This is a genomic window from Holzapfeliella saturejae (assembly GCF_037546065.1).
Lineage (GTDB): Bacteria > Bacillota > Bacilli > Lactobacillales > Lactobacillaceae > Holzapfeliella > Holzapfeliella saturejae.
Window position 1 is genome coordinate 1,070,559 of the sequence record NZ_JAWMWG010000001.1, and the last position, 13,151, is coordinate 1,083,709.

Consider the following 13,151-nt stretch of genomic DNA (forward strand, 5'->3'; position numbering starts at 1 on the left):
TACTTACCCTCTCTTTGCTAATTGAGAATATAAGTCTTCAAGGCGACCGTCTGTCAAACGATATTGCGATTTAATATCGTTCAACGTGCCGTTTGATACAACCTGTCCATCATTTAAAACAATAAAGCGGTCAATCGCATCACGTGCAGTTGATAAAATATGTGTCGTTAACAGTACCATCTTACCTTCTGCTTTCTTTTCTGCAATTAAGGCGAGTAAATCTTCAACTGCCAAAGGATCAAGCCCCGTAAATGGTTCATCAATGATAAACAGTGAAGCATCCGTCATAAACGCTGTCACAATCATCACTTTTTGTTTCATCCCTTTTGAAAAGTTAACGGGTAACCAATCTAGCTTATTGTCTAATCTAAATATTTCAAGTAACTTCTCTGCACGTTTAAATGCTTCATTATAATCTAAATCATAAGAAAAAATGGTCATTTCCAAATGCTCTTTTAACGTTAGTTCTGAGTAAAGCACAGGCGTCTCTGGCATGATTGCAATTTGTTTTTTAAATTGTTTGCTGTCTTGTGCCATTGTTTGATTATTTAAGGTGATTTGTCCAGATATCGGGTTTAAAATCCCTAATATATGTTTAATTGCTGTTGACTTTCCCGCACCATTTAGGCCGATTAACCCGACAACTTCACCTGGATTAATTTCAAAGGAAACGTCTTTAATAACTGGGACTCTGGCATATCCCCCTGTTACTTGATTCAATTTTAGTGACATAATATTCTCCTAATCTAAATGAAAAAATCTATATATTATGATAGCATGAAAATAAAAACAACGTAGAATTTAGAGGTAAATAATATGGAAAACAACTGCATTTTTTGCAAAATCATAAACAATGAAATCCCAAGTTACACTATTTTTGAAAATGATGATGTGAAAGCTTTCTTAGATATTTCACAAACAACACCTGGTCACACTTTAGTAATTCCTAAAAAACATCGTGATTCTTTACTTGACTTCAGCCAAGAAGATGCTAAAAATGTTTTTCAGTATATTCCTGAAATCGCACGTGCAATCAAAGCATCTAACCCTGATATTAAAGGCATTAACTTACTGAATAACAACGGTGAAGTCGCTTATCAATCTGTCTTTCACGCCCACATCCACTTAATTCCACGCTATAGTGAACAAGATGATTTTAGCATTCATTTTTCTGAAAACCAAAATCACTATACACCAGAAAAATACGAAGCGTTGGCAGAAGCTATTAAAACACAATTTTAAATAAGTTAAAGGAGTAAGCTGATGAAAAACTTTTTACTAGGTAGCCTTCTTGGGGCAGCAGCTGGTGTACTACTAGCTAATACACAAAATAAAAACACAGGTAACACATTTGGCAAAGACTTTTCAAACGGTATTAAAGCTACTGGTAAAGACTTAGAAGACATTAATCTTGAACGCGAAAAAATCAAAGAAAATCTTAATTACCTTCAAACTGAGGGTATGAAAACAATCGAAAAATTCGGAGATGACGTCAATCAAGAAATTGAAGAATTCAATTACTATGCCGAACCCCACATCGCCAGACTGCAGCAAAAAGTTCGAGACCTTGAGTCTAAACTAGAAAATGATAAATAATCAAACTTTTTTTGACGGATTTATGAATTTTTTTAAATTTGATATCATGTCAGTATAAATTATGCTATATTCTAACTGGCGCAACAAATTAAGTAAGGATGTGTAACGATATAATGAAAAGTTATATGAAAAAAATTGTAGCGGGAGCAGGAGTTGCAGCAATGTCACTAACACTTGTGGCTTGTTCTTCATCTTCTGACAAAACCGTAGCCAACTATTCAGGTGGTAAAATCACACAAGATGACTTTTACAACCAACTAAAAACTAGCCAAAGTGGTAAATCAACTTTAGCTAACATGATTATCCAAGGTGCTCTAGAAAACCAATACGGTTCTAAAGTATCTGAACAAAACGTTAACGATGAATATTCAAAATATGGTAGCCAATACGGCTCAAACTTCTCATTAATTTTACAATCTAATGGTTATACAGAAGCAACATTCAAAAAAAGTTTAAGAACTAACTTATTAATTGAAGCTGCTATGAAAGACCTAAAACAAATTTCATCTGAAGATGAACAAAAAGCTTGGGAAAGCTACCAACCAAAAGTGACTGTACAACACATTTTAGTAAGTGATGAAAATACTGCTAAACAAATTATTACTGACTTAAATAGCGGTAAAAACTTTGATGAATTAGCAAAACAATATTCAACAGATACAGCAACTAAAGAAAATGGTGGTAAACTACCTGAGTTTGATAATACTGACACTTCTTTAGATGCAACATTTAAAGAAGCTGCATTCAAACTACAAACTAACCAATATACAACTGAACCTGTTAAAACAAAATTTGGTTACCACATTATCAAGATGGCTAATAACCCTGGTAAAGGTGAACTAAAAGATCATAAACAAGATATCGACAATCAAGTTTATGAATCATGGATGAAAGATACTTCAGTTATGCAAAGTGTTATTTCAACTGTTCTAACCAAAGCTAACCCAAGTATCAAAGACAAAGACTTAAGTGATGCTCTAGCTGCTTACATTCAATCAGCAAGTTCATCTACAGATCTTTCAAGTTCTGCAAGCGAAGGCTCACAAAGCCAAGCTACTGAATCTAGTTCATCAGAACAACCACAAAGTAGTCAAGAATCTTCACAATCTTAATTAGATTAATAAAAAAAACTCCGAAAAATTCGGAGTTTTTTTATTTGCGATAATAGGGTTTATATAATTTTCTATTCTCTAAGGCAAAAATTCGACCCGTAAATTCGCCTGGACTAATTTGTTTTACAGATTCAGTCATCATATTCATTGAAGCATCAAATTCATCAATACGATGCAATACTTCCGCTTCAAGTATTTGTGGCCTAACTGGTGAGCCATATTCTTTAAGACCGTGATGTGACAACACTAAATGTCTGAGTAATAAAAATGACTCTGCTTCTTCATCAATTTCAAGGTTTTGAGCCGCTTTAACGATTTCTTCATCAATCAAAGCAATATGGCCAATCAAATTACCTTCTAACGTATAATCCGTTGACACAGGTCCTGATAATTCAATTGTTTTGGCTAAGTCATGTAAAATAATACCTGAATAAAGTAATTCTTTATTGATATCTTCATAAATACTCAACACATGATGCGCCAAATCAAGCATCGATACTGTATGAAAAGCTAACCCACCTGCAAACGCATGGTGATTGGTTTTAGCAGCAGGATAATCAAAGAATGCTGCATGGTATTTATCTACCAGATAATTGACAACAGCACTCCAAACAGGATGTGTAATTTCTTTTTGATAGTAGGTCATCTTATCTAACAAACTGTCAGAGGAAACAGGCGCTTGTTTAACGAATTGAGAAACCTCATACCCCTCTTCTTTCATCACAGGTCTTAAGCTGTAAATTCTAATTTGCGGGTTGTTTTGATAAGTTTCACGTCGACCATTAACTTCGACAATTTCACCCGCTTGATACATATTGACATCTTCATTTGAAGCATCCCAATACTTCCCGCTAATTTCACCAGAACTATCTTCAAATACAATCGCTAAAAATTGTTTACCATTTTTTGCAACGCGAACGTCGACTTGCTTCAGTAAAACAATTGTATCCATTTCTTCGCCATTTTGATATTCTAATAATTTTTTTGTAAACAACCGCTTCTTCTCCTTTAATTTAGTTCAATAATTGTTCGGCTCTTAAATAATGATTTAATTTTTTGTCTTGCTGTAAAAATAAAGACCTGATTATATTTTGCAATTTCATCTAATAATTGTTGAATCATTTTCGTTCTTTGATCATCAAAATTAACAAAAGCATCATCAATTACAATCGGCAAGCTTATCATATCACTAATTTGTTCAATAAATGCAAATTTTAGTGAAAAATACAATTGTTCTGCTGTTCCCCGAGATAAGTCACTGACCGCATATTTTTGATTATCTTTTGTCACGACTTGAATACTACTTTTAGTAAATTTAATTTGGTGATAGCGACCCATTGTTAGTATTTCAAAATACTTTTGACTGCGCTCAATCATATTAGGAAAGCGATTGGCACTAGCAATATCAAGCATTTTCATAATCACTTCTGATGTCAATTCTTGCGTCAACCAGTCAGCTATTAACTGGTCTATTACTTCTTTTTGTAAAGCTATTTGTTGTTTTAAGTCAAAAATACCTTGATCATTAGTCAATAAATCTTGTTTAGCAGTTAAAGTCGCAATGGCTTTTTGAACTGTAATCTGCTGTTGCTTTAGCTCTTCATAATGTTGTTCTTTTGAGTCGAATTCTTGATCTTGACTATACTTATTTTCTTTATATTGTTGAACATCTTCCCACAATGAGCCTATTTCTTTTTTGATAGCATTCAATCGCACATTATCTTCTTGCGCTTGAATATGAGTCTGATACGCTTTTTCAAAATCTTCAACCGTCTCAAATTGATTTTGTACTAGGATTTGATTGAGTTCAGATTGCACGGTTTGTTTTTGATTTTGAAGTAGTTCTAAGTTATTTAACTTCATCTCTCTTGCATTTTCTTGTTGTTTGAACTCAGCCTGTTGTTGTTGCAATTGAATTACTTTACCTCTAAGTAAATCAAATTGAGCAATATTTTCTTCTAGTCCTAGTTTCGTCATAAAGGCTGTTACGTATTGACTCTGCTCTAACATAGCTTGTTTATCTTGTTCAATTTGAGCTGTTAGTCGTTTAAAATAAGTGCGTTTTTCAAAGGCTTCATTTAACCCATTGATTGTTGAAGAATCACTAAATTGATAACTCTTTAAATAATCACTGAATACTTTGTTTTCAGCTTCTTCTCGACGTTTTTGAGCACCACGACCATTAGTTTTAAAGTGAATAACAATAAAAATTGTCGCCATAATAGCTAAAATCAAGGTAATGACAGGATTAATAAATCCCCCTACAACTGCAGCAAAATAACCCACAATCCCAATCATCAAATTGGTTTGACTATTCTGCTGACTATTAGGTTGAGATTTAAAATCATCTAATTGTTGCTGTGATTGCTGTGCTTGTTCATCTGTCAGTTGCGCAATTGATTGGATTTGCGGTGTGTAATCAAGCATTGACGTTAAGTCATTTTCTTTTTGATTCAGTGACCCCTCTACTCGTTTGTATTCTTGGTAACTGTACTGAACTTCTGGCCATTGATTAAGTGTCTCTTGCAGTTGATTATCATCAGTTAACTGAGTAGCTTCTAAATCTTGCTTAGCCTGCTTAACTTGGGTATTTAATTGCGTTAGCGTTAACTTTAATTCCTGTACTTTTTGATAGTCCGAATTTTTAAAGCTTTTTTGACTAATATCGAGACGTTGCTCTAATTTTTGATAATCTTCAAGCAGCGAAAACTTCTCTTTAATCTGTTTTTGCTGAGATAGATAATTAACCAATTGATTGGATTGTTGCTGCAAGTCATTTAGTCTAGCTTGATTTTCTTCTAGTTGAGCTTGATAAGACTGATAAGTTTTGAATTCTTCACGTTTGTCTTGCAATGTCTGGGTTAATTCTTGGTATTTAGCAATTTCTTGATTAAGTGGCTGCTTGCGACCTCTTGGTCGATAAATATCTGCTGCATTTTTAGCTTTATCCCGGCTTAATTGCAACCACTGTTTACTATTGGTTACACCCAAATAGTAAATTTGTTGCATCAATTCTTCTTCGCTAACGCCATAAATATTTTGCAGAGTGTCTTGGTTAAAAATAAAGTTTTGTTGATAAAATAACTCATTAATATCCTTAACCTGGCTAAAGAACACACTAGCAGGGACTTCTTGCTCATCTTTGAAAACAGAAAAATCACCTTCTGTTTTCTTGTTGAGGTACCGTTTTAACGTATATCGACTACCATCATCTGAAAAGATAATTTCACCGCCAAAAATACTAGGCATTGGTGAAGGATGATATTGCTTTTTCTTAGTCGTTTTATTAGGAAATCCAAACATAATCTGGATAATAAAAGCTACTAGCGTACTTTTACCAGCTTCATTTTCGCCATAAAAAACAACTTGATTACTTGTGAAATCAAACACTTTATCTGAAAACTTACCAAAATTCTTAATTTTAATTTGCTTAATCTTCACGTTCTTCACCCCTTGTTACAGCTTCATTTAATTCAAGCTGTACCAGCTGTCGCAATTGGTCTACTAAATCATCTGGCTGATTTAATAATTGTTCAACTGGTAAATATTTTTTCAATAATGGTCGTAACTTATCTGACACTACGCCCTGATTAACTAAGTCAGCTATTGCTTCTTCAAAATAAGTTTCATCAAGAGCGGTTAGTTGAATCTTGTGGTTCACTTCAAATTCAACATCATACAAAATGCTATCATAGTCTGTTTTTTGAGAAATTTGATCTAAGAAATTAGTTTGATTCAATACTTCTTTAGCATTCAGTGATAATAATTGACTATTTTGAATAACTAATTTAATCATTTTCATTTGCTTAACGTCAAGCGTGCTTAATGCCTGTTCAATCTGTTTTTGTAACGATTGCAGTCCTGTTTCTTCAGTTAAACTAAGTTTTAACTGACTAAAAACAATTTGACTAGTTTCAATAAATTGTAACTCACTTGCAAACGTTTGTTCATCCACACTCACTAAATAGCACCCTTTTTGACCGGGTTCGTTAATATGACGACCTTGTAAATTACCACTGTATACAATCAAAGGACTTTTGCGCAATACTTCTCTTTTGTGAATATGGCCCAAGGCATAGTAATTATAGTTTTGTTTTGTTAAATCAGATAGCTCAAATGGCGCATAGTGGTCTTGATTAGCGTCTGATGTTGCTGGTGAACCATGAATCATCCCAATTGTATAATGTCCAGGTAATCTTTCTGGAAAATCGTGTACGATATTTTGGGTAATGTGGTTTTGAGTATAGCTAAAGCCGACAATATCAACTGCTAATCCACTTTTTGTAACTAAACTTTTTCTTTGCATCCCCGATTTAAAAACAACAACATTATCTGAATAATCAAAAGCATAATTTTCAGCTTGGTAATAATCGTGGTTCCCAAAAGTCAAGAAAACCGTTATGTCAACTTGATTTAGACGTTCAAATTGATCCGCCACAAATTTTTGAGCATGCAAAGATGGATGAGGTCCATCAAAGGTATCTCCTACTACCAAAACAAAATCAACTTGTTCAGCAATGGCTTGATCAACAGCTGTTTCAAACGCTAAATACGTGGAATCATAGACTGATTGCCATAACTGTTTTGGCAAGTAAGATAATCCTTTAAATGGACTATCCAAATGTGCATCAGCAATGTGTAAAAATTTCATGTTTACCCCCCTTTTTCGGATAAAAAAAAAACGGAACGTATTATTCCGTTTTTTCAATATTTCTAATTATTTAAATCGTGGTAAAGTTCATCCATTGATTTTGAAACAGCACTGTTAATATCTTGGAATAATTGTTGCATGCTTTGTTCTTTACTCATTAAGTCAACGATTTCTTCTGTTTTTTCCATTTGTTGACCTAATTCGTTTGCTTTAGCCATGTCTTCTTGTGTTAATTCTTGACCTGACATTTGTTTAGCTTGTAAATCTTTTTGAATGCTGTTTACTTCTTTAAATAATTTAAAGGCTTCTTCATTTTGTGATAATTTTTCGTATGAAGCTTGTAAATCTTTGTATTCTGAAGTTTCTTTTAGTTCTGCTGCTAATTGATTAATTGTATCGTAAATGTTCACTATTAATTCTCCTATTTTCTAATATTAATTAAGGCATTACCTTATCTCTGATACCATTGTACCATTGACCTAGGGTTTGACCAACACCATCGAAAACATTTTGGACACTTTTTGTTAAATCGTCTACCCAGCTAGTTGAGTTCCCTTGAACGTTTCGTTCCGAAACAATTTGTTGCGCATTTTTTTCATTAAATGTGGTTCTATCAGTATAAGGTAAGACACTTTGCGCCATTTGTTTAAATAAGTAAGAGATTTGTGTCTCACTGGTTCCACTTAAATAATGTGTGTCGTCTGGCCTGTCAAAACCAATCCAACTGACTAAAACGATATCAGGTGTGTACCCAATAATCCATTGGTCATTTGCTTTTGTTGTTCCATCACTCAATTTAACTTCGGTTGTTCCTGTTTTACCCGCCATATGATAACCATACGGCTTAGCTGTTTTACCTGTTCCATTATCGAATACATTCAATAATAAACTAGTCATTTGTTCAGCTATTTCTGGCGTTATAATTTGGTGTGAAGTTAACTGGGTATTATCGATTAAAACTTTATCATCATTACCGACTACTTTTTTAACAGCATGAACTTGGTTAGGCAGTTGTCCTTCGTTTGCAAAGGCACAGTAAGCTCTTGCCATATCTAGTAAGGAAACACCTGATTGAAGGCCTCCTAAAGCAAGCGCCAGATTTTGATCAGCATTACTTAAATTAATTCCGAAATTCTTAACCGACTGAATGCCTTGATTCAATCCAATTTGATTTAATAACCAAACCGCTGGGGCATTTTTACTTTGGGCTAATGCTTGATAAAGTGGGACTTCCCCTGCATATTGATTATCAACATTTTTGGGGGTGTAGTTATCTGACCCATAACCCTGTAAAGTGTCTTGTAATTTTGAATCAATTTGATAGCCATTTTGTAAAGCTGGGGTATATACAGCAAGAGGCTTCATTGTTGATCCTGGTTGACGCTGCATCTGAATAGCACGATTAAAATCGCTTTTACCACGACTTCCTACCACACCAAGTACGGCACCCGTTTTGGGGTCCATTGCAAGACCTGCTCCCTCGACTTTTTGATTATCAGCAGCATTATCAGGAAATAAACTATCATTTTTATAAGTTTTCTTCATATTGCTTTGAATATTATAATCTAAGTAAGTATAGATACTTAAATTACGCGTTGCAATATCATTATAATCCCAATTATACTGTGTTTTAAGTTCTTGAAGAACGGCTTGGTTATAATCTGAGAAAGCACTTTGATAAGCCTGGTAGCGATCAGTTACACTCATGGCTTGATTTTGAAAAGTTTGCAATTGGTCAGTCGAAATAACACTATTTTTTTGCATTAATAAAAGCACTAAATTTCGCCGACTAACGGCATTTTCTTTTGAGTCAATCGGATTATAATAGTTTGGTCCCTTCAGCATACCTGCGATAGTTGCCGCTTCAGGAACAGTTAAGTTACTAGCATTTTTTCCAAAATATTTTAAAGATGCATCTTGAACACCATAAACACCATTACCAAAATAAGCAGTGTTCAAGTACATTTCTAAAATTTGATCTTTAGAATAATCTTTTTCTAACTGAACCGCATAGAAGAACTCTTTAATTTTGCGCCAAAAAGTTTGATCTTGCGTTAAAAAGCTATTTTTTGCAAGTTGCTGGGTAATCGTTGACCCACCTTGTGTCACCATTCCTTTAGTAACCAAGCTTAACCCAGCTCTTGCCATAGAAGTTAGGCTAAACCCACTATGGTTATAAAAATTTTTGTCTTCCGTTGAGAGTACGGCATCTTTTAAATAAGGCGAAATTTTGTCTATCTTGGTATAATCCCCCCGATTATATGAGATTTCACCAATTTTATTGTTGCCTTGATCATAGATTGTCGTCACTAACCTCAGTGAATCTCCTAGTTGACTAACTGGTGTCAATTTAACTAATGCTGTACAATAAAAAGAAATCATCAAAGTAAGCGTTAATCCAGCTAGAATTAACCATCTTACAAATTGAAAACGATGATTCGCTTTTTTCAAACGACTCAGACCCACTTTGAATAGGTCTAATAGTCTGATGGCATAACTTTCCATGACATCCTCCTATCTTTTCCTCGTTATTTTAGCACAAAATCACCTTAATTCTTATTTCTTTAATGAAAGGTATAAAAAATTTAAAGATGTCTTTACCAAATGAACGCACCTTAACTCTACCTCAAAACTTTACCCCCTGTACAATACGAGAACTTTTGACTCAATTGTATATCCCTAAAAAGTGGCAACATTTTTTAAGGATTGAAAAAGCTGTGACTATTAATGGCAGCTATAAACCTATCAATACCACTGTATTTGCTGGTGATACTATCAACTTGACCTTTACGCAAGTTGACTCTACGCAAACTTATTTACCCAGCCGAAATTTGCCTGATATTGTTTATGAAGATACAGATATTATCATTATTAATAAGCCTGCCGGTCAAAAGACTCACCCTAATCGCCCCGATGAAAATAACACTGCGATGAATGATGTCGAGTACTACCTCAATCGAACAAATGAACATGTTTATATGATTCATCGTTTAGATATGTGGACCAGTGGCCTTTTATTACTTGCAAAAAACCCTGTGGTTGTCCCTATTTTAAATCGGCAATTAGCTTTAAAAATAATGAAGCGCTTTTATTTAGCAATCGTTAGAAAGTCTAAACCTATTTTAGCCAATGGCACCATTTCAGATCCAATTGGATTAGACGAAACAGACAAACGAAAAAGACAGGTTCGAAAAAACGGCTTGCTTTCTGTCACACATTTTTCTGTTGTTAACCAAACACAAGATTTAGCTACACTCAAATTAGATTTAGAAACAGGTCGAACACATCAAATTCGTGTTCATCTTAGTCATCATGAGATGCCTATTATTAATGATCCACTTTATGACCCATTAGCTGATTCTTCTCAGATTATGTCTTTAAAAGCTTATGAAATTCAGTTGATTAAACCTTTTTCATTTGCAGGATTAACGGTTAATTTGAATCCATAAGTCAAAATAAAAAGCAGCCCTTAGGGCTGCTTTTTATTTAAGTTTAAGAAAATCTTCTCTTAACTTTTTGGCTTCTGTCTCATTTATGCAGTAACAAACAATCGTATCATAACCTGCTAAGCTCGCTACGAGCTCTGGATAGCCATGATTATCAATTAAAGCACTCAGAACATTTGCAGAATTAGGATTACATTTGATAATCACTGTAAATTGAATCTGCAAAACATCTTGCACATTATTTGTGAAAACTTCTTTTAACTGTGTTAAGTCATCAATTTCTTGTGTACCTGAAACAACATAAGACATTTGACTGTCGTCTTGAATCAGTTTAATAATTCCTAATTCTTTCATATCACGTGATAAAGTTGCTTGTGTAATACTAATGCCTTTATCATTTAAGTGATCCATTAATTCAGATTGTGTTTGAATATGCTCATTTTTTAATATCTTGAGCAATTCATCTTGTCTGCGTTTTTTTTGTTTCATATTCTACATTTCCTTTGGAGCGTTAACACCTAGTAATCGTAGCGATTCTGTTAAAACCGTACTTGTTGCTTCAACTAAAGCTAGCCTTGCATTTAGGTGCTCATCCTCATCTAAAATACGTTGGTTGGCATAATACTTATTAAACAATTGTGCTAAATTAATTGCATATTTAGCAATAATTGAAGGCTCATATTTTTCAGCTGCACGTTGAACAATTTCATTAAATTTCAATAGTTCTTTGGCAACTTCAAATGAATAATCATCAGTTAATTCAAGTTGAGAAGGTGTTGAGTCAATCTCATGGTTGGCTTTTCTCAAAATACTTTGTGCACGAGCATTAGTATATTGAACATAAGGACCAGTATCTCCTTCAAAACGAACAACTTCTTCTAAGTTAAAGTCGAAGTTATCTAGACGATCATTTCTCAAATCGTGGAAAATAACGGCACCAACACCGACATCATGAGCCACTTGTTCTTTGTCAGCTAGGTTCGGGTTCTTCTCATCAATTTGAGCTTTAGCTAATCTTACAGCATCGGCTAAAACCTCTTCAAGTAAGATAATATTTCCTTTACGAGTTGATAGTTTTTTACCACCTGATGTAATCAAGCCAAATGGAATATGGCGAATATCGTCAGACCAATCGTAACCCATTTTACCTAAAACTGCTTTTAATTGTCTGAAATGCTCGCTTTGTTCATTTCCAACAACATATAATGATTCAGCAAAATCATAGGTATTCTTACGATAAATAGCCGCCGCTAAATCACGTGTCATGTAAAGTGTTGCCCCGTCGGATTTTTGAATTAGTGCTGGTGATAAGTCTAAATCATCAAGATCGACAATTTGCGCACCTTGAGATTCTTGAAGTAAATCTTTTTCTTTTAATTCTTCTACGACTGCATCCATCTTATCATTGTAAAATGCTTCACCATTGTAAGAATCAAAGGTTACTCCTAAAATATCATAAACACGTTGGAATTCTTTAAGTGATTCTTCTCTAAACCAGCGCCATAATGTTAAAGCTTCTTCATCATTGTCTTCTAGTTTTTTGAACCATAGACGGGCTTCATCATCTAATTCTGGGTGTTTTTCAGCTTCTTCGTGGAACTCAACATAGTATTTCAATAGGTTATTAATAGGGTCTTGTATGACTTCGTCTTCATTTCCCCATTTTTTATAAGCTACAATCAATTTACCAAATTGTGTTCCCCAATCACCTAAGTGATTAATTTTAATTGGGTCAAAACCGACTTTATCTAAAATCAATGAAATTGAGTTACCAATCACGGTTGATCTTAAATGTCCCATAGACATTGGTTTTGCAATATTAGGTGAAGACATATCAATTGTAACATTACCTTTAGATTCGCTTTGACTTGCATATTGATCGCCTTTTGCTAAAATTGTCGAAACAACAGCTGATGTTAATTCATCATGTTTAATAAAGAAGTTGACATAAGGTCCAACCGCTTCAACCTTAGCAAAGTCATCACCTTGTAAGTCTTTGGCTAAATCTAGCGCAATTTGTTGAGGGGCTCTTTTTTCAATTTTAGCTAAACTAAACGCTGGGAAAGCATAATCACCTAAATGAGAATACTTGGGTCTTTCGATTAAGTTTGCAATTGTTTGACCATCTAATTTGTCTTGCAAAATCGTTTGCAAGCTTTTAACAACACGCTCTTTGAAATTCATACTTTAAATTCCTCCTATAAATAAAAAAACTCTTTCACGACAACTGCCATGAAAGAGACGAGAAAATTCCCGTGGTACCACTCTAATTGATGCTTTGAACATCCACTTTACATAATTTTTTGATTTAGGTTGCTCTAAAGTGCGACAGGATCAATTATTTGT

General features: G+C 34.1%; 12 protein-coding genes. 4 read left to right on the forward strand and 8 right to left on the reverse strand.

The annotated features are described in order from the left end of the window. Positions 1-3 precede the first annotated feature (3 nt). Positions 4-732: an ABC transporter ATP-binding protein gene (locus R4Y45_RS05325; RefSeq protein WP_339970024.1), complete on the reverse strand. Its 729-nt coding sequence runs from the start codon at positions 730-732 to the stop codon at positions 4-6. 84 nt (positions 733-816) lie between these two features. On the opposite strand from R4Y45_RS05325, the gene R4Y45_RS05330 reads away from it, so the two are divergent. The 3 genes from R4Y45_RS05330 (at position 817) to R4Y45_RS05340 (ending at position 2,708) form a co-directional block, all read left to right on the forward strand. Beyond that, complete coding sequence (locus tag R4Y45_RS05330) at positions 817-1,242, forward strand: HIT family protein (protein WP_339970026.1); 426 nt, start codon at positions 817-819, stop codon at positions 1,240-1,242. Positions 1,243-1,263: 21 nt separating this feature from the next. After that, positions 1,264-1,596 carry a YtxH domain-containing protein gene (locus tag R4Y45_RS05335; protein WP_339970028.1) on the forward strand — a complete coding sequence of 111 codons (333 nt, stop codon included), beginning with the start codon at positions 1,264-1,266 and terminating at the stop codon, positions 1,594-1,596. A 113-nt stretch (positions 1,597-1,709) separates the two neighbouring features. Further along, positions 1,710-2,708 carry a peptidylprolyl isomerase PrsA gene (locus tag R4Y45_RS05340; RefSeq protein ID WP_339970030.1) on the forward strand — a complete coding sequence of 333 codons (999 nt, stop codon included), beginning with the start codon at positions 1,710-1,712 and terminating at the stop codon, positions 2,706-2,708. 40 nt (positions 2,709-2,748) lie between these two features. On the opposite strand, the gene R4Y45_RS05345 is transcribed toward R4Y45_RS05340, so the two are convergent. The 5 genes from R4Y45_RS05345 to R4Y45_RS05365 form a co-directional block, all read right to left on the reverse strand. After that, entirely contained in the window at positions 2,749-3,660 is a 912-nt protein-coding gene (locus R4Y45_RS05345) for a 3'-5' exoribonuclease YhaM family protein (RefSeq protein ID WP_339970264.1), read from the reverse strand. A 56-nt stretch (positions 3,661-3,716) separates the two neighbouring features. Next, a complete protein-coding gene (locus R4Y45_RS05350; protein ID WP_339970032.1) occupies positions 3,717-6,149 on the reverse strand; it encodes an ATP-binding protein in 2,433 nt (810 codons plus the stop codon). Continuing rightward, positions 6,139-7,359, reverse strand: a complete 1,221-nt coding sequence (locus R4Y45_RS05355; protein WP_339970034.1) for a metallophosphoesterase family protein — start codon at positions 7,357-7,359, stop codon at positions 6,139-6,141. Before R4Y45_RS05355 ends, R4Y45_RS05350 begins: the two co-directional genes overlap by 11 nt. Before the next feature lie 62 nt (positions 7,360-7,421). Next, entirely contained in the window at positions 7,422-7,769 is a 348-nt protein-coding gene (locus R4Y45_RS05360) for a YlbF family regulator (protein ID WP_339970037.1), read from the reverse strand. 28 nt (positions 7,770-7,797) lie between these two features. Next, positions 7,798-9,864, reverse strand: coding sequence for a transglycosylase domain-containing protein (locus R4Y45_RS05365; RefSeq protein WP_339970039.1), 2,067 nt, complete (start codon positions 9,862-9,864; stop codon positions 7,798-7,800). An 86-nt stretch (positions 9,865-9,950) separates the two neighbouring features. On the opposite strand from R4Y45_RS05365, the gene R4Y45_RS05370 reads away from it, so the two are divergent. Beyond that, the gene (locus R4Y45_RS05370) at positions 9,951-10,808 is read left to right on the forward strand and encodes an RluA family pseudouridine synthase (RefSeq protein ID WP_339970041.1); all 858 of its coding nucleotides are present in this window, start codon (positions 9,951-9,953) and stop codon (positions 10,806-10,808) included. Between the two features lie 33 nt (positions 10,809-10,841). Here R4Y45_RS05370 and R4Y45_RS05375 read toward each other — a convergent pair whose 3' ends face one another. Both R4Y45_RS05375 and argS read right to left on the reverse strand, forming a co-directional pair. Further along, entirely contained in the window at positions 10,842-11,294 is a 453-nt protein-coding gene (locus tag R4Y45_RS05375) for an arginine repressor (protein ID WP_339970043.1), read from the reverse strand. A 3-nt stretch (positions 11,295-11,297) separates the two neighbouring features. Next, positions 11,298-12,989, reverse strand: a complete 1,692-nt coding sequence (gene argS / locus R4Y45_RS05380; RefSeq protein WP_339970045.1) for an arginine--tRNA ligase — start codon at positions 12,987-12,989, stop codon at positions 11,298-11,300. Positions 12,990-13,151: the final 162 nt, after the last annotated feature.